We start from the raw sequence: 17,483 nt of genomic DNA on the forward strand, positions 1-17,483 counted from the left end.
GTCCTCGGTCACATTGGGGAGCTCTCGATGAGTGCCACACCACAGGCGCGTCCACACCAGACCCGCCGCAACGTCGTCAAGGGCGCCGCTTGGTCTGTTCCTCTGATGGCAGTCGGCGCGCCTGCCGCACATGCCGGGATCAGCAAGTGCACCGTGACGGGCTCTATCCAAGTAGGCCCCAAGCAATACGTCGACGTGCGAGCCATCTGCTCCAGCCAGTCGCAGACACTCAACCCGACGACGATCCGCGCGAATTACGGGCGCGCCTACCTCCCAACGTACTTGGAGATCTGCAACTGCGAGAACTCGGAGCAGTGGTTCCGGTGGCAGGAGACCGACACTCTGAGCAACTTCCAGATCGAAGTCGATGGGGTGCACAACGACCAGAACGGGCCGGGCCAGGGGTGGCGCCCCAGTTTTCAATTGCCCAAGTACGGCGATGTCGGCGGCTGCAAGCGCTTCAACCTCACCTACCGCACCTCGGCAAGTCGCCCGTACTCCCCCAACCAAAACTCGACGCCCAATAACGCGCAAAGCGTGACCATTCAGTTCGTCCTGCAACGTGGCCCCTCTAGTACCGGGCCCTGGACTCCGGTGACGACCTTGAATGTCACCGGAGGCGCGACGTGGAGAACTGTGGGCGTGGGCTGGTGGAACAGCGACCCCATCAACTTCAATTCGTGCCAACCACAGAACAGCAGTTCAGCAAGGCAGGCCGCGCCGGAGTCCACCAGCGCGTCCGAGCCCACCGCGGAAAGCGCTCCGACGCCTTCCGCCGGCACCGGTGACTGAGACGCCGGCACGCGAAGACGCGCCGCCCCCCTCCGAGCGCCGGCTCGGAGGGGGGCTCGTGCATCTGCACTACCTGGACACGCACGCGCACCTGAGGCTGCGCGCCGACTCCCAGGTCGCTCAGGTCGTCGAAGACTGGTCTCGCTGCCTTGTGGCTGAGGGGGAGCCAAGGCACGCCGATGACGGCATGCTCGTCGTTGACTCGGAGCTCCCGCTCACCCACGAGATGAAGCACCGCCTCGTCGCAAACCTCACTGAGCGAGGCATCGACGATCTGGCCGGCCGGGCGCTCATGCTGCATGCGGCTGGAGTAACGACTGAGAACGGTCGGGTCCTGGCGCTCGTCGCGGAGTCGGGCGCGGGCAAGACAACGGCCGCGCACCACCTGTGCCGTGGCACGTTTGGCTACGTCACTGACGAAACCGTGGCCATAACTCCACAGGGTCGCGTCTTCCCCTTCGCCAAACCCCTCTCCTTGGTCATCGATCCCCAGCACCCTCAGGCCAAAGAGCACCGTAGCCCCGACACTCTTGGGATCAATCACACGCCGAGCACGCCGCTGACACTGGCCGGGATCGTCTTCCTGACCCGACGCCCCGACCATGCGGGCTCTCCGAAAATCGACGACGTCCCACTCCTCGACGCCGTGCTGGAACTCATTGGTCACACGAGTGCGTTCACTCAGCTGGACCGGCCTCTGGAGCAGACCGTCCGGATCATCAGTCGGTGCGGACCAGCGCGACGCCTGACCTACCGGGACATCGAGGACTGCGACGATCTGCTCGAGGAGCTGGTCACGGCGGGCCCTGAGCCGATCGAAGAATGGCTACCGATGGGCATCGCCATGACCAAGAGCGATGACCAGAGTGGTGACCAGGCTCGCGGAGGCTCCCTGGCCGCACACGAGCCTGACGACCTCATCCAGGTGGGCGAGGCAGCACTCGCGCTCGTCGGGCAGGTACCCGTCCTGCTCGGCGCAATCGGACGGACCGTGTGGCAGGCCGCCGTGGGCGGCGCAACACACGACGACCTCCACGCTGCGGTCGTCGCCGAGCACGGCCCTTACGCCACCTCTGAGGCGCTCGTCCAGGACGCCATTCAACGACTCATTTCCGCGGGCCTGCTTCACCTCAATGAGCGACCACCGTGAAGCGAGCCATGGCCGGGCAGCGAAAGGTCAGTACGCCCCGTCCTTGGAGACCACCGCATGGAGGGTGCGCCACAGGATGACTAGGTCCTGCGCCACCGACCAGTTCTCGACGTAGTAGAGGTCGAAGCGCACCGACTCCTCCCACGTGAGGTCGCTACGGCCGTTGATCTGCCACAACCCGGTCATGCCCGGCTTGACGAGCATGCGGCGACCGACGTCGCCCTCGTAGCGGGCGACCTCCGAGGGCAGCGGCGGGCGGGGGCCGACGAGGCTCATCTTGCCGGCGAGCACGTCGAAGAGCTGCGGCAGCTCGTCGATGGACCAGCGGCGGATGAAGCAGCCGATCGGCGTGACCCGCGGGTCGTCCTGGCGCTTGAAGAGGACCCCACGGTCGATCTCGGCGGCGGTGCGCTGCCGCACCTCGTCGAGGCGAGCCTCGGCGTCGACCGTCATCGAGCGGAACTTCGTCATCCGGAAGCTCTCGCCGTCGAGCCCGACGCGCTCCTGCCGGAAGAAGACCGGCCCACCGTCGGACAGCTTGACCAGGGCCGCGACGACGAGCAGCAGCGGTGAGAAGGCGATCGTCAGCAGGAGGGCACCTACCCAGTCGATCGTCGACTTGAGCACGAGCCGGGGCCCGGCGAAGGTCGGGGCCTCGACGTGCAAGAGAGGCAGGCCGGCGACCGGTCGCGTGAGCACGCGCGGGCCGGCGATCTCGGTGAGACCCGGCGAGACGACCAGCTCGATCCCACTGCCCTCGAGCGCCCAGCCGAGCCGGCGAAGACCTCCGGGGCCGAGCGCGTGCGAGTCGGCGCAGGCCACGAGGTCGACGCCCAGCTCGATGGCCACGCGCGCGCCCTCGCGCTCGCTGCCCAGCACCGCGACGTCGGCCACCTCGTCACCCCCGGAGGAGGTGCACACACCGATGACGCGGTACCCGGCCTCGGGCACCGAGGCGAAGCTGTCGACCAGATGGCGCACGGTGGCCACGTCACCCACGACGAGCACGTCGTGGCTCAGGTCGCCGGCGACCCGCCGCCGACCCAGCCAGGTCCGCCACACCCTCCGGGCGGCCCAGAGACCGACGATGCCGGCCGGTAGAGCCAGCAGGATGTAACCGCGGGCGATCTGCACCTGCAGGGCGAAAGCGAGCATGGCGACGAGCGCGAACACCTGCAGGGACGCGGCCGTCACGAGGCGGTACTCGGCGGCGCCGTGACCGAGGATGTGCACGTCGTAGGCACCGTGGAAGCGCAGGGCAAGCCACCACAACGACACGAGCGCGATGCTGAACCACGTGTAGCTGATCGAGAAGTCGTCGGTGCTCGCGGCGACGTCCGTGCGGCCCTCGACACCGAAGCGCACCACCTGGGCCCCGAAGGTGGCCCACATGATGACGAGGAGATCGGTGATCGCGAGCAGCCCCTGCAGGGGCCGTAGGGCCGCGCGGCCGGCTCCGACGTCGGTAACGACACGGGCCAAGCCGACCACCGTCAGCCTCGCCGGTCGGTCAGGGACGCGGTAACCGGACCGTCGGCCAGCCGGATGGCCTCGGCCATCCGTCCCCGGGTGACACTCCCTTCGACAGGTCGACGGCGCAGCTCCTCCAGCCGCGCCGTGGAATCGGTCGCACTCCGGTCGCCAGGCCGACGACCCGCCCGACGTAGTGCGACCATGCCTACCCCGTAGGCCACCACCGGCACGGAAGCCCACCCCAAGAACACGATCGTCTCGATGTGCACGGACTCGCCTCCCCAGTAAAGTGTCGAGGGGCGGTCTGTCCGCCCCGAGCTCGTGGACCCCCCCCCCAGCCCCCACGATCTCGAGAAGGGACATTACCTTTCACTTACCATCCTTGCCATACCTTGACCAAAATTCACGTGTGGTCTCCGTCGCCCGCCGAAGATCGTCCACGACGGCTCGCTCGTCGCACGACCCCGCGTAGCGGCACCGCAGCCAGGGTTGAGATGCGGGGGGCACCACAAACAAACGTCGGCGGAGGCCCTGACCATGAAGGTGATCATCCAGATCCCCTGCCTCGACGAAGAGGCGACCCTGCCCCTGGTCTTCGCGACGATCCCGACGCACATCCCCGGCGTCGACACCATCGAGACCCTCGTCATCGACGACGGCTCCAGTGACCGTACCGCAGACGTCGCCCGCGAGCTCGGTGTCACGCACCTCATCCGGCACAGCCGGCCGCTCGGACTGGCCCGCTCCTTCCGTGACGGTGCCGACTCCGCCCTGCGTCACCGCGCCGACATCCTCGTCAACACCGACGGTGACAACCAGTACCCCCAGGAGCGCATCGGCGACCTCGTCGCGCCGATCATCGCCGGCCGCGCGGACATCGTCGTGGCCGACCGGCAGACCGCCACGATCGCCCACTTCTCCCCCTTCAAGCGGCGCATGCAGTCCTTCGGGTCGGCCGTGGTCAACCGGGCCGCGAGCACCGACCTGCCCGACGCGGCCAGCGGCTTCCGCGCCTACTCCGCCGCCTCCCTCATGCGGCTGAACATCGTCACCGAGTTCTCCTACTGCATGGAGACGATCATCCAGGCCGGCCACAAGCGGCTGGCCATCGAGTCCGTCCCCGTCGTCACCAACGACAAGACCCGTGAATCGCGGCTCTTCACGAGCATCTGGCAGCACATGGCGAAGTCCGCGTCCGCCATCGTCCGGTCCTTCATCATGTTCAAGCCACACAGGGTCTTCGGCGTCTTCGGGACCGCGCTCCTGCTTCTCGGACTCGTCCCCTTCGTCCGATTCCTCATCCTTGCGGCCATGGGCGACTCCGGCGGCCACATCCAGTCCCTGATCTTCGGAACGACGCTGCTCATCGGTGCGCTCTTCTGCTACGCCCTGCTGATCATCGCGGACCTGCAACGCACCAACCGCGTGCTCCTGGAGGAGACCATTGAGCAGCTGCGGCTGCTGCGGTTCGGACCACCCAGCAGTGGCATCGTGGCGGACGAACGTGAGAAACGGTCGTGACTACGGCCGCCGGGCAGATCCTGCCGGCTGTGATCATGGTCGCGGCCGTCGTCGGCCTGGGTGTCCCGTCCGCGGTACGCGCGGGCACTCGGCTGCACCTGCCACTGTCCACCGTGCTGGGTCTCATCCCGCTCCTGGGCCTCGCCACCTTGGGTAGCGCCACGTTGGTCATCGGTCACCTCAACGGTCTGGGCGCGTGGCTACCCGCTGCCGCCCTGCTGGCAGGCCTGGGCTGCGCCTGGTTGGACCGCGAGAACGTCCTGGCCCTGCTGTCCCGCGTGCGTGACGCATGGTCGCCTCAGTGGCGCCAGTCACCCATCGCCATCGGCGCGGTGGCCGTGGCGCTGTCCATCGCGTTCGTCGCCGGGCTGGCTCCACCGGCACGCACCGACGAGGTGGAGTACCACTGGCCAGCCGCACTCCAGTGGGCACAGGTCGGGTCATGGGTTGACAGCGACTTCCGGCACGTCGACGGCTTTCCCCTCATGGAGGTCATCTACACCGTGCCCGCGACGTGGGGCGCCTACGGAGCAGCGCACTGGCTGCACCTCATGTCTCTCGTGGGCCTCGGACTGGTCGTCGCCGGCATCGCAACGTCGATGGGGATTCGGGGATCCGCCGCGGTCGGCACGGCGGCCATGGCCATGCCCGTAGTGTGGGACGGCGCCTGGGTGGCCTACAACGACACGGCGACCGGGGCCTTCGGGTTGGCGGCAGTCGCGGTCGTCCTCGGCGCCCGCCACCCCCTCGACCGGAACGCGATCGCGCTGGCAGCCGTGCTGTGCGCAATAGCGATCAGCATCAAACCCACAGGATTGGGCGCAGTCGGTGTCGTCGCACTGGTCCTCCTCGCACGCGGCCGCAATGAGGGCGTGCGAGCCAGCCGCGTGGCGTGGAGCTGGGTCGTCATGGGCGCCGCCGCAGCCGTGACCTACGCCCTCTGGACACTGCGGCGCTGGATCATCACGGGCTCGCCCACCGACCCCGGCGTCTTCGTCGACAACCCGACGGCCGACATGCTCGCACGCATGCCGACGACGGCCGACAAGCTCATCGCGCCGGTCATGCCCTTCGTGACCGGCCTGATCGGATCGAACGAGCCCTGGGGTGGGCGGACGTCGTTCGTCGTCCAGGTGCTGCTCATCCCCGCGATTGGTTACGTGGCCTGGCGAGGAGGCGCCGTGCTGAGACGGTTCGCCCTCATGGCCGTCCCCGCGTGGATCCACTGGATCGTCATGGGGCTGGCCGGCCTGCGGACACGCTTCCACATCGTCTCGTGGGTCATGCTCGTCGTGGCAGTGCGCATCGCCGTCGAAGATCTCGCCACCCGCAGACCCGGCTGGCGCCTCACGTTGGAACTTCTCTGGGGCCTGTGTGTCCTCGCCGGCGCCCTCGACGTCTCGTTGGAGATGCTCCGTGCGATCCGGGACGACATGATCCGGTGATCAACCGGGGCTGACCCCCCTTCGTCGGACCGCGGGACGCGACCGGCCCGACCCGTGGGAGGATCAGGGGAGACCTACCCCACACCCCACGGAGGGACACACATGACCGCGAAGATCGTCTGGACCGAGATCGACGAGGCGCCGGCACTGGCCAGCTACTCGCTGTACCCGATCGTCCAGGCCTTCACCAACGGCAGCGGCATCGACCTGGTCTCCTCCGACATCTCCCTGGCCGGCCGGATCCTCGCCCAGTTCCCCGACCGGCTCACCGACGAGCAGCGGGTCGAGGACCACCTGAGCAAGCTCGGCGAGCTGACCCAGGACCCGTCGGCCAACATCATCAAGCTGCCCAACATCTCGGCCTCCGTGCCCCAGCTGCGCCGGGCGATCGCCGAGCTGCAGGAGCAGGGCTACGACATCCCCGACTACCCGGCCGAGCCGAGCACCGACGAGGAGCGCGAGGTCAACGCGCGCTACGCCACCGTCCTCGGCTCCGCGGTCAACCCCGTGCTGCGCGAGGGCAACTCCGACCGCCGAGCCCCCGCGTCGGTGAAGAACTTCACCAAGAAGCACCCGCACCGGCTCGGTGAGTGGACCGCCGACAACAAGGCCCGCGTCGTCTCGATGAGCGAGGGCGACTTCTACGCCAACGAGCAGAGCCACGTCATGGCCGGTGACGACACCCTCGCGATCACCCTGCACACCGAGGGTGGCGAGACCGTCCTGAAGGACGATGTCAGTGTGCTCGAGGGCGAGATCGTCGACGCCACCTACATGTCGGTCCAGGCGCTCCAGGACTTCTACGCCGAGCAGATCGAGGCCGCCAAGGACGAAGACCTCCTCCTCTCCCTGCACCTCAAGGCGACGATGATGAAGGTCTCCGACCCGGTGATGTTCGGGCACGCGGTCCGGGTGTGGCTCGGTGAAGTCATGACCAAGCACGAGGACGCCCTTCGCGAGGTCCAGGTCAACCCCAACCAGGGCCTGGCCGCCCTCTACACCTCGATCGAGGACCTCCCCGAGGCCACGGAGCAGGAGATCCGCGCCGACATCGACGCGGTCTTTGAGGAGCGCCCCGCTCTGGCGATGGTCGACTCGAGCAAGGGCATCACCAACCTGCACGTCCCCAGCGACATCATCATCGACGCCTCGATGCCGGTAGTGATCCGCGACTCCGGGCAGATGTGGAACGCCGACGACGCACAGCAGGAGACGTTGGCGATGGTCCCCGACCGCAGCTACGGCCCGATGTACCAGGCCGTCATCGAGGACCACAAGAAGCACGGCGCGCTCGACCCCGCCACGATCGGGTCGGTGCCCAATGTCGGTCTCATGGCGCAGAAGGCCGAGGAGTACGGCAGCCACCCCACCACCTTCGTCATCCCCGAGGCCGGCACCGTCAAGGTGACGAACAGCGCCGGCAAGGTGCTCATGCAGCACACCGTGGCGAAGGGGGACATCTGGCGGATGTCGAGGGTGCGCGACATCCCGATCCAGGACTGGGTCAAGCTGGCCGTGACCCGGGCCAAGGCCACCGGTGCGCCGGCGGTCTTCTTCCTCGACCACCACCGCGCTCACGACCGCTATGTCATCGACAAGGTCAAGCGGTACCTCAAGGACCACGACACCGACGGCGTCGAGATCCACATCGACCCGCCGGTGGAGGCGATCACCTTCTGCCTCGAGCGCATCCGTGCGGGCAAGGACGCGATCTCGGTCACCGGCAACGTGCTGCGCGACTACCTCACCGACCTCTTCCCGATCCTTGAGCTCGGCACGAGCGCGAAGATGCTCTCGATCGTCCCGCTCCTGAAGGGCGGTGGCCTCTTCGAGACCGGGGCCGGGGGCTCCGCCCCCAAGCACGTCCAGCAGTTCGTCAAGGAGAACTACCTGCGCTGGGACTCGCTCGGCGAGTTCTCCGCCCTGGCCGCCTCCCTGGAGCACCTCGCGGAGAAACAGGACAACGACAAGGCCCAGGTTCTCGCCGAGACCCTCGACGCGGCGATCGCGACCTTCCTCGACGAGAACAAGTCTCCTGCCCGCAAGCTCGGCAGCATCGACAACCGCGGCAGCCACTACTACCTCGCCCTCTACTGGGCAGAGGAGCTCGCCGCCCAGGACGACGACGCCGACCTCAAGGAGCGCTTCACCCCCGTCGCGAAGGCGCTGCGAGAGAACGAGGACACGATCACCGAGGAGCTGATCGCCGTCCAGGGCAACCCGGTCGACCTCGGCGGCTACTACCGGCCCGATCCGGAGAAGGCCTCCGCGGCGATGCGGCCGAGCGCGACGCTCAACGAGATCATCGACAGCATGTGACGTGGCGCCGAGTTCCTCGGCACCTTCTGGCTCGTCCTCGGAGGTTGCGGCAGCGCGATCTTCGCCGCCCAGTTCCTCGTCGACGGTGAGGACTCCGGGTTCGGCATCGGCTTCGTCGGTGTCTCGCTTGCCTTCGGCCTGACCGTGCTCACCATGGCCTACGCCGTCGGTCACGTCTCCGGCGCGCACTTCAACCCCGCCGTCACGCTCGGGGCCGCGGCCGCCAAGCGCTTCGAGTGGAAGGACGTCCCGGCCTACATCGCCACCCAGGTCGTCGCCGGTCTTGTCGCAGGAGGGGTCCTCTACGCCATCGCCAGCGGGCAGGACGGCTTCGCGCCGATCGCGATCGGCCTCGGCCTGACGCTGATCCACCTCGTCTCGATCCCGATCAGCAACACCTCGGTCAACCCCGCCCGCTCCACCGCCGTCGCCTTCTTCCAGGAGGGCGCCGCCGGCCAGCTGTGGGCCTTCTGGCTGGCCCCGATCGTTGGGGCCGTCATCGCCGGCCTCACCTACTCGGCGATCACCGGCGAGCACCTCGAGGGCGTCGACATCGAGGGCGAGGAGCGGGTCGCCGACCACTCCTGAGGACGGGCCACCGCCTCAGGCCGCGGGGGCCCACGTCGTGAGGTCGGTGCTCGTCCAGCGCTGCCGCTCTGCGACGAGGACCCCGCCCTCGGCGGTCATCGCGGCGAGGGCTCCGCGAGCGCCCTGAACGCACACCGGCTCACCGAGCGCCTCGTCGTCGGTGGACCCAGAGGCGACCAGCAGGCCGTCGCAGTCCTCGCCCGTGCTCGTCACGAGCAGGCGGCCCCCTTCGGCGGCGACCGAAGTAGCGGCCGAGACCTCCGACACCTCCTCCCAGGGCGCGTCTCCGCTCGTGCCGCGCAGCAGTCGACCGTCGTCGCAGACCGCCCACGCCGCGGCGCCACCGGCCGGTGCGAGGCTCACGACCTCGGACTCCTCGCACACCGTCACCCGACCTCCGCCGGGCACCAGCGCCTCCCCCTTCGGCAGCGGCGCCCAGGTCTGGTCGGCGGCGACCTCCTGCCAGCTCTCACCCCCGTCGCCGGTGGTGAAGACCACGGGCTTGCAGCTCTCGCCCGCTCCGACGACGAACCCGACCGACGGCTCGGTGAAGGGCAGCCGATAGATGGCCGCCGCGTCGATCTGCACCTCGCTCCAGCTGCCGCCGCCGTCAGAGCGCTCGAGGCGTGGCGCCTCGCCGTCGCACTCCCCTCGGGTGGCGCGCCACGCCGTCGAGCCGGTGGCCGCCACGTCCCCCACCGCAGACGTCGGGGTCGGAGGTCGGCGTCTCCTCCTCGGCCGGACCCGAGCGCTCCGCCGCCGAGCCGGACGACGCGGCGCCGGGCTGCGCCGCCGCGCCACCGACGTCCGGTGGGCGCTCGGCGCCGATGAACCCCATTGCCCATGCGACGAGGATGGCGTCGAGGACGAGCAGCGACCTCGCCCGGCCCCGTTCCCCGGCGTCGGGCTAGAGTCGGAGACGACCACCCGTACACCCGACGAAGGGGTAGAAGTCCCAGTGAGCACCACTCCCGTCAAGGTCGCCGTGACCGGCGCCGCCGGTCAGATCGGCTACAGCCTCCTCTTCCGCATCGCCAGCGGCGCGCTCTTCGGCAAGGACACCCCCGTCGAGCTGCGGCTCCTGGAGATCACCCCCGCGCTCAAGGCACTCGAGGGCGTCGTCATGGAGCTCGACGACTGCGCCTTCCCGACCCTCGCCGGTGTCGAGATCGGCGACGACCCGAACGTCGTCTTCGCCGGCGCCAACCATGCGCTGCTCGTCGGCGCCCGTCCGCGCGGCCCGGGCATGGAGCGCGGCGACCTGCTCGAGGCCAACGGCGGCATCTTCGCCCCCCAGGGCAAGGCGCTCAACGAGGTGGCCGCCGACGACATCAAGGTCACCGTCACCGGCAACCCGGCCAACACCAACGCCCTCATCGCGATGAGCAACGCCCCGGACATCCCGCAGGAGCGCTTCTCGGCGCTAACCCGTCTGGACCACAACCGGGCGATCAGCCAGCTCTCGACCAAGCTCGACGTCCCGGTCACCGAGATCCGCAAGATGACGATCTGGGGCAACCACTCGGCCACCCAGTACCCCGACCTCTTCCACGCCGAGGTCGGCGGCAAGAACGCCGCCGAGGCGGTCGGCGACCAGGACTGGCTGGAGAACACCTTCATCCCCACCGTCGCCAAGCGCGGAGCGGCGATCATCGAGGCGCGAGGAGCATCGTCAGCGGCCTCGGCTGCGTCGGCGACCATCGACCACGCCCGGGACTGGACCCTCGGCACGCCGGACGGCGACTGGGTGTCCATGGCCGTGCCGTCGGACGGCTCGTACGACGTGCCCGAGGGGCTGATCAGCTCCTTCCCGGTGACGGTCAAGGACGGGCAGTGGTCGATCGTCCAGGGTCTGGAGATCGACGACTTCTCCCGCGGCAAGATCGAGGCGACCGTGGCCGAGCTCGCGGAGGAGCGCGAGGCGGTCAAGGGTCTCGGGCTCATCTGAGCTCTCGACATCCAAGAGAGCGAAGGGGGGTCCCGCCGGCTGGCGGGACCCCCCTTCGCCGTCGCTCCGGTCTCGGGGCTCAGGTGCGCCGCAGCGCCAGTCCCACGACGAGGATCGAGGTAGCCAGCCCGGCGAGGACGAGGACATCCGCGGTCCGCGCCCGCACGACGAGACCACCCGCGCGCTCCTCCGGCAGCACCAGCCTCAGGGCAGCGGCGACGAAGAGGGTGACCGCGAAAGTGACCACCGCTGCCCGGAGCTGACCGAGCGCGAGCACGACGAGCCCGATCGCGCCGAAGGCCACGACCAGCCACCACGCGGCCAGGCTGGGGGTGGTCGGCGGCCGCTGCTCGGCCTCGATGACCCGGGGGCGGGCGTCGACCCGCACCCTCGGGCGCTGAAGGTGGTCGTCGGCGGCCACGTCGTCCTCAGAGTGCTCGCTCGGCGGCCGCGACGACGTTGCTGAGCAGCATCGCCCGGGTCATCGGTCCGACCCCGCCCGGGTTGGGGCTGACCCATCCCGCGACCTCGGCGACGTCCGGCGCGACGTCGCCGGCGACCGTGGAGCGGCCGTCCTCGGCCACGACCCGGCTGACACCGACGTCGAGGACCGCTGCGCCCGGCTTGATCATGTCTGCGGTGATGATCCCCGGCTTGCCGGCGGCGGCGATGACGATGTCGGCCTGGCGTACCTCGGCCGCGAGGTCGCGGGTGCCGGTGTGGCAGGAGACGGTGGTGGCGTTCTCGGAGCGGCGGGTGAGGATGAGCGAGAGCGGACGCCCCACGGTGATCCCCCGCCCGACGATCGCGACGTGGGCCCCGGCGATGGGCACGTCGTAGCGGCGGAGCAGCTCGACGCAACCGACCGGGGTGCATGGCAGCGGGGCCTCCTTGCCGAGGACGAGCCAGCCGAGGTTGGTGGGGTGCAGCCCGTCGACATCCTTGACCGGGTCGACCGCGGAGAGGATCGCGTGCTCGTCCAGCCCGGTCGGCTGCTGCACGATGAAGCCCGTGCATGCTGGGTCCTCGTTGAGCTCACGAACCACGTCGAGGACCTCCTCGAGGGTCGACCCGGCGGGCAGGTCGCGGCGCAGGCTGGTGATGCCGATCTCGGCGCAGTCCTTGTGCTTGGCGCCGACATACCACTGGCTGCCCGGGTCGTCGCCGACGAGCACCGTGCCGAGCCCGGGGGTGATGCCCCGCTCCTTCAGGGCGGCGACCCGCCCCGCCAGCTCATGCTTGATGTCGGCCAGTGCCGCCTTGCCGTCGAGGATCGTCGCACTCACGCGCTCCATCCTCGCACCACCGGCGATGGCAGATCAGCCGGCCTGGGTCGGCGCGTACCGTCGGCGACGCTCCCGCCCGCGACGCGGGCGAGCGGCCCACCCCGCCAGGGCGGCGGCGGCGAAGGTGACGAGCACCCCGAGCACCATGACCAGGGTGACCTCATGCCCCGCGGTCGGCCAGAGCGAGTCGATGAGGAGGGCCGACCCGAGCTGTCCGGTGAGCAGGGCGAGGCCGAAGAGCAGCACGCCGACGTGGGCGACCGCCCAGGCGGCGATGGCAATGAAGCCGATCCCGACGAGGCCACCCCACCAGGCCCACCACGGCAGGCCGTCGAAGTCCGTGGGGCGGTACGCCCCCTTCGCGTACTGGGCGAGCGCCAGGAGGACCAGGAAGGTGGTCCCGACGAGGAAGTTCTGCCCGGTCGTGGCAAGGACCTGCTTGCTCTGCACGTTGACCCGGCCGTTGACCCCCTGCTGCAGCGCCACACCGCCGCCAGCCAGCAGCGCCAGGACGATCGGGAGTGGGGAGACCCCGTCGGCACCGAGGGAGCCGCTCACCGTGATCGCGACCCCGCCCACGGCGACCGCCGCGGCCAGCACGCGGACCGGCTGCACCGGGCGCCGTCCACCTGGGCCGATCCCGAAGCGGTCGACCATGAGCGCGTTCCCGGTCTGCCCGGCCACGGTCGCCACGGTGAAGATCGCGACACCGACCAACGGCACCGCGTAGGTCTGGATCGCGACGAAGAGCCCGCCGCCCAGCCCGCCGAGGCACTGCCACCACCGCAGCCGACCGTCACGCAGCGCCGCCGCGATCCGCCCGATCCCCGCCCGGACGCGCGGGATGAGGGCGAGCAGCGCCAGGAGCGCCAGCCCGGAGCCGAAGCTGTAGACGGCCGCCTGGATGGGTGCCTCGATGACGGCCGAGAGCTCACCGTTCATCCGCGCCTGGAGAGTCGTGAGCATGCCCCCGAGGCACGCGAGCCCGAGGGCGAGGGCGTGCTGGCCCCCGCCGTGATCGTCAGTGGGCAAAGTGCCTGGTCCCGGTGAAGTACAGGGTCAGGCCCGCGCTCTGCGCCGCCTCGATCACCTCGGCGTCACGCATCGACCCGCCAGGCGCCACGACGGCGCGCACGCCGGCGTCGATGAGCACCTGCAGCCCGTCGGCGAAGGGGAAGAAGGCATCGGAGGCGGCCACCGCCCCCTTCGCCCGGTCCTCCCCCGCCCGGGTGACCGCAAGGTGGCAGGAGTCGACACGGTTGACCTGACCCATGCCGATGCCGACCGAGGCGCCGTCCTTGGCGAGGAGGATCGCGTTGGACTTCACCGCGCGCACCGCGCGCCAGGCCAGTTGCAGGTCCGCGAGCGTCGCCTCGTCGGCGGCCTCCCCGGAGACCAGCGTCCACCGGGCCGGGTCGTCTCCGTGCCCCTGCGTCGGCTTGTCGTCCTCACCCGGCTCGAGCATCGCGTCGATGCCGTCGCGCTGCTGGACGAGCATCCCCCCGCTGATCGCGCGGATCTCGACCCCGCCGGGTGCGGGCGGGGGGCAGGTGAGCAGGCGGACGTTCTTCTTGGCGGAGAGGATCTCGACGGCCTCGTCCTCGTAGGCCGGCGCGACGACGACCTCGGTGAAGATCTCGGCCACGGTCTGCGCCATCGCGGCGGTGACCGGCTGGTTGGTCGCGATGATCCCGCCGAAGGCGCTCACCGGGTCGCAGGCGTGGGCCTTGCGGTGGGCGTCGGCGACGTCGTCACCGACGGCGATCCCGCACGGGTTGGCGTGCTTGATGATCGCGACCGTCGGCTGGTCGCCCTGGTCGTAGGCGGCCCGGACCGCGGCATCGGCGTCGACGTAGTTGTTGTACGACATCGCCTTGCCATGCAGCTGGGTGGCCTGCGCCAGCCCGGGCGAGCCGCCCCCTTCGATCCGGTAGAGCGCCGCGTCCTGGTGGGGGTTCTCGCCGTAGCGCAGGACCTCGCCGCGGCGCCAGGTCGCGCCCATCCAGGCGGGGAAGCCGCTGCCGCCGCTGGTGTCGGTGACGACCGAGCCCATCCACGAGGCGACCGCGACGTCGTAGCTCGCGGTGTGCACGAAGGCCTCGGCAGCCAGGCGGGCCCGCTGCTCGAGGGTGAAGCCGCCGGCTCGGACCGCGGCCAGGGTCTCGTCGTAGGCCGCCGGGTCGGTGACGATGGCGACGCTCGCGTGGTTCTTCGCCGCCGCGCGCACCATCGTCGGCCCGCCGATGTCGATCTTCTCGATGCAGTCCTCGATCCCGGCGCCGGAGGCCACGGTGTCGGCGAAGGGGTAGAGGTTGACCACGACGAGGTCGAAGGGGGCGACGTCCAGCTCCTCGAGCTGGCTGACGTGGTCCTCGAGCCGGGTGTCGGCGAGGATGCCCGCGTGCACCCGCGGATGGAGGGTCTTGACCCGCCCGTCGAGGGCCTCGGGGAACCCGGTGAGGTCCTCGACCGCGGTGACCGGTAGGCCGAGCCCGTCGATCGCGGCGGCCGAGCCGCCGGTCGAGACCAGCTCCACCCCTTCGCCCGCCAGACCCTGCACCAGGCTCTCCAGGCCGGTCTTGTCGAAGACGGAGATCAGGGCGCGACGGACCGGTCGGCGCTGGGCCGAGGCGGCGCTCTGGTCGCTGCTGGTGGCAGTGCCGGGCTGGGCGGCGTCGGGCTGCTGGGGCACGGGAACTCCTTGCGATCGGTGCAATGCGTGCAAGAGCGCACCCAGGCGGGCGATGCGCTACGGACTCACTCCCCGGTGGTGCCCCACCTGCGCCAGTCGTGTCTGGTCCCAGGCTATCGCGGGTCTCCCACCCCCTTCGCCCCCGTCCCCCAGTTCCGAATCTCCCTAGGTTCCTGTCAGACGCCCGGGAAATTTCCTCGGCGCCTGGTGATGTCCCTAGGGAAATTCGGATCTGGCGAGGGTGGTGACCACGTCGACGAGCATGGTCCGCTCGACGACCTTGATCCGCTCGTGCAGCGAGTCCTCGGTGTCGCCCTCACGCACCTCGACCGCGCGCTGGGCAAGGATCGGGCCGGTGTCGACCCCGGCGTCGACGAAGTGGCAGGTCGCGCCGGTGATCTTGACCCCGTGGGCGAGGGCGTCGCGCACCCCGTGCGCCCCGGGGAAGCTCGGCAGCAGCGCGGGGTGGGTGTTGATCGCCCGCCCACCGAAGCGGTCCAGGAAGGTCGGTCCGAGGACCTTCATGAAGCCGGCGCTCACGACGATGTCCGGGCGATGGGCTGCGGTCGCGGCGGCCAGGGCCGCGTCCCAGTCCGCCCGGTCGGCGTGGTCGCCGACCCGCTCGACGAAGGTGGGGACCCCCCGTCGCTCGGCCCTGGCCAGTCCCTCGATCCCCGGCCGGTCCGCACCGACGGCGACGACCTCGAAGGGGGCGTCCTCGGCGTCAAGGAGCGCCTGGAGGGTGGTCCCGGAGCCGGAGACGAGGACGACGAGCCGCACGGTGCCCGAACCTACCCTGCGGGGTCTCAGCGGCGCAGCCGCCACCAGTCGCGGGCGAGGACGAGCAGCGCACCGGCCCCCAGCTCGAGGACCAGGGCGCCGAGGAGCGGCAGGGCGGGGGCGCCGACGTCGGCGAGCCGGTCACCGCCCAGCGCTCCTCCGCCGACCCAGTCGAGCAGCGTCACCGCGAGCGCCGCGACGAGCACCGCCCACGCCGTGGCCGACACCTTCGAGCGGGTGGAGGCCAGCCGCGAGAGCCGGCTCAGGGTGCGACGCGCCAGCCAGGCCCCGACGAGCACGGGGACGAGCACCGCGAGGCGCGCCGCCCAGGGCAGCGGGCCCGGCTCGGGCGAGGCCGCGAGCGCCGGGATCATCGGCAGCAGCGAGGACTGCGCCTCGGTCCACGTGGTCTGCGCGCCGAGGGATACCGAGTAGCCCGGGCCGGCCATCCAGGACACCGCCCACAGTGCGAGATTCGGCAGAGCGAGCACCTGGGTGGCGGTGAGCAGCAGCCCGCCGAGGACACCCGGCGCGAGCTGGTTGTGGACGTGGATGACGCGGTCGTGGTGGACCGCGACGAGCACGAGCAGGAGCACCGCGCCCGCCGCCAGCAGGACACCGGCCGCCTGCAGCCCCGGCGCGACGCCGCGCCGCAGACCGGCGGGAAGCCGCGCGGCGAGGTCGGCGGTGGGCAGCACCTGACTCAGGGCGAGCGCGAGCAGGGGCACCCCGAGCGCGGGCAGGAGCATCGAGAGCGGCCGCGGGTGCAACGGCCCGAGCACGCTGAGGGCCCACGCGATCACCGCCACCGCGGCGTAGCCACCCAGCCAGGCGGCAGCCGCGCGGACCGGCGGATCGTGTCGCAGGCCGCGCCACCCCCCTTCGCCTGTCCCTCCCTCAACCGGCTCGAGAGCACGCCGCGCGCCCGCGCGGGCGAGCAGGACGAGGGCAGCTGCCCCGAGGAGCGGGGTGAGGGCGAGCGTGCCGCCACCGAGACCCAGGCGCGCACCGCCGAGTGCCAGCCAGATCGAGGAACCCGCCCCCAGGGCGGAGCCGAACGACGCCGTCCCGGTGGTCAGGACGGCACCGAGGACGAGCGCGCTGAGCACCACCCACGACACGGCCGCCACGGCAGCGCCGTGCGCCGCGGCGACGAGCTCGGGGCGTCGTTCGCCGGACTCGGCCGTGGTCGCCGCGCGCAGGAGATCGGTGACGGTCATCGCGCTCATCGTCGCTCCCCCAGGCGGAGGCGGCGAGGTGCAACGCCGATGACCGGAGAAAGAACTCGACCGCTCGCACCGGGTGGACCGAGCAACGCCGACCCGGGAGCAGGGGATGTCGACCGGGTCGGCGCTGCGGGGCCCACGATACGCACCCGGCCCCCACGACGTCTGCCGGATCGGCCAGGTTGGTGACTGATGGGTAGGTCACATGGCGCGGGCCGGTGGCCGCCCGTCCGCGCCCGGGTGCGAGCTCTCGCCCGTCCCCC

At 70.5% G+C, this 17,483-nt stretch carries 14 protein-coding genes, 1 pseudogene and 1 riboswitch; of the genes and pseudogenes, 7 read left to right on the forward strand and 8 right to left on the reverse strand.

Annotated elements, in window-relative coordinates; translation table 11 throughout:
* Positions 1-27 precede the first annotated feature (27 nt).
* Positions 28-792, forward strand: a complete 765-nt coding sequence (locus FB557_RS05045) for a hypothetical protein (protein WP_144856265.1) — start codon at positions 28-30, stop codon at positions 790-792.
* A gap of 58 nt (positions 793-850) precedes the next feature.
* Positions 851-1,942, forward strand: coding sequence for a hypothetical protein (locus FB557_RS05050; RefSeq protein ID WP_144856267.1), 1,092 nt, complete (start codon positions 851-853; stop codon positions 1,940-1,942).
* 27 nt (positions 1,943-1,969) lie between these two features.
* Here the strand turns inward: FB557_RS05050 and FB557_RS05055 are convergent, their stop codons facing one another.
* Complete coding sequence (locus FB557_RS05055; protein WP_170236200.1) at positions 1,970-3,424, reverse strand: sugar transferase; 1,455 nt, start codon at positions 3,422-3,424, stop codon at positions 1,970-1,972.
* A gap of 528 nt (positions 3,425-3,952) precedes the next feature.
* Here FB557_RS05055 and FB557_RS05060 point away from each other — a divergent pair.
* The 4 genes and pseudogenes from FB557_RS05060 to FB557_RS05075 form a co-directional block, all read left to right on the forward strand.
* Positions 3,953-4,936, forward strand: coding sequence for a glycosyltransferase family 2 protein (locus FB557_RS05060; RefSeq protein ID WP_144856271.1), 984 nt, complete (start codon positions 3,953-3,955; stop codon positions 4,934-4,936).
* Positions 4,933-6,381 carry a hypothetical protein gene (locus tag FB557_RS05065; protein WP_144856273.1) on the forward strand — a complete coding sequence of 483 codons (1,449 nt, stop codon included), beginning with the start codon at positions 4,933-4,935 and terminating at the stop codon, positions 6,379-6,381. Before FB557_RS05060 ends, FB557_RS05065 begins: the two co-directional genes overlap by 4 nt.
* 102 nt (positions 6,382-6,483) lie before the next feature.
* Positions 6,484-8,700, forward strand: coding sequence for an NADP-dependent isocitrate dehydrogenase (locus FB557_RS05070; RefSeq protein WP_144856275.1), 2,217 nt, complete (start codon positions 6,484-6,486; stop codon positions 8,698-8,700).
* Positions 8,701-8,706: 6 nt separating this feature from the next.
* Positions 8,707-9,288: pseudogene (locus FB557_RS05075) on the forward strand (aquaporin); the annotation flags it as partial.
* Positions 9,289-9,303: 15 nt separating this feature from the next.
* On the opposite strand, the gene FB557_RS05080 reads toward FB557_RS05075, so the two are convergent.
* Positions 9,304-9,978 carry a beta propeller repeat protein gene (locus tag FB557_RS05080; RefSeq protein WP_144856277.1) on the reverse strand — a complete coding sequence of 225 codons (675 nt, stop codon included), beginning with the start codon at positions 9,976-9,978 and terminating at the stop codon, positions 9,304-9,306.
* A gap of 268 nt (positions 9,979-10,246) precedes the next feature.
* Here FB557_RS05080 and FB557_RS05085 point away from each other — a divergent pair, with 268 nt between their 5' ends.
* Positions 10,247-11,236: a malate dehydrogenase gene (locus FB557_RS05085; RefSeq protein WP_144856279.1), complete on the forward strand. Its 990-nt coding sequence runs from the start codon at positions 10,247-10,249 to the stop codon at positions 11,234-11,236.
* Between the two features lie 79 nt (positions 11,237-11,315).
* Here the strand turns inward: FB557_RS05085 and FB557_RS05090 are convergent, their stop codons facing one another.
* The 6 genes from FB557_RS05090 to FB557_RS05115 all read right to left on the reverse strand — a co-directional run bounded on the left by FB557_RS05090 (position 11,316) and on the right by FB557_RS05115 (position 17,223).
* The gene (locus tag FB557_RS05090; protein WP_144856281.1) at positions 11,316-11,657 is read right to left on the reverse strand and encodes a DUF3017 domain-containing protein; all 342 of its coding nucleotides are present in this window, start codon (positions 11,655-11,657) and stop codon (positions 11,316-11,318) included.
* A 7-nt stretch (positions 11,658-11,664) separates the two neighbouring features.
* Positions 11,665-12,522, reverse strand: coding sequence for a bifunctional methylenetetrahydrofolate dehydrogenase/methenyltetrahydrofolate cyclohydrolase (locus FB557_RS05095; protein WP_144856283.1), 858 nt, complete (start codon positions 12,520-12,522; stop codon positions 11,665-11,667).
* A gap of 33 nt (positions 12,523-12,555) precedes the next feature.
* A complete protein-coding gene (locus tag FB557_RS05100) occupies positions 12,556-13,554 on the reverse strand; it encodes a DMT family transporter (RefSeq protein ID WP_281290044.1) in 999 nt (332 codons plus the stop codon).
* Positions 13,544-15,214, reverse strand: a complete 1,671-nt coding sequence (gene purH / locus FB557_RS05105; protein WP_144856288.1) for a bifunctional phosphoribosylaminoimidazolecarboxamide formyltransferase/IMP cyclohydrolase — start codon at positions 15,212-15,214, stop codon at positions 13,544-13,546. Before purH ends, FB557_RS05100 begins: the two co-directional genes overlap by 11 nt.
* A 32-nt stretch (positions 15,215-15,246) precedes the next feature.
* A riboswitch (ZMP/ZTP riboswitch) is annotated at positions 15,247-15,324 on the reverse strand.
* 106 nt (positions 15,325-15,430) lie between these two features.
* The gene (purN, locus tag FB557_RS05110; RefSeq protein ID WP_144856290.1) at positions 15,431-15,994 is read right to left on the reverse strand and encodes a phosphoribosylglycinamide formyltransferase; all 564 of its coding nucleotides are present in this window, start codon (positions 15,992-15,994) and stop codon (positions 15,431-15,433) included.
* Positions 15,995-16,020: 26 nt separating this feature from the next.
* Entirely contained in the window at positions 16,021-17,223 is a 1,203-nt protein-coding gene (locus tag FB557_RS05115; protein ID WP_144856292.1) for a cell division protein PerM, read from the reverse strand.
* Between the last annotated feature and the right edge of the window lie 260 nt (positions 17,224-17,483).

This window comes from Marihabitans asiaticum, assembly GCF_007828725.1.
GTDB lineage: Bacteria > Actinomycetota > Actinomycetes > Actinomycetales > Dermatophilaceae > Marihabitans > Marihabitans asiaticum.

Coding starts and splice junctions, on each gene's coding strand:
- FB557_RS05045 (WP_144856265.1), top strand. CDS start 28: ATGAGTGCCACACCACAGGCGCGTCCACACCAGACCCGCCGCAACGTC.
- FB557_RS05060 (WP_144856271.1), top strand. CDS start 3,953: ATGAAGGTGATCATCCAGATCCCCTGCCTCGACGAAGAGGCGACCCTG.
- FB557_RS05070 (WP_144856275.1), top strand. CDS start 6,484: ATGACCGCGAAGATCGTCTGGACCGAGATCGACGAGGCGCCGGCACTG.
- FB557_RS05115 (WP_144856292.1), bottom strand. CDS start 17,223: ATGAGCGCGATGACCGTCACCGATCTCCTGCGCGCGGCGACCACGGCC.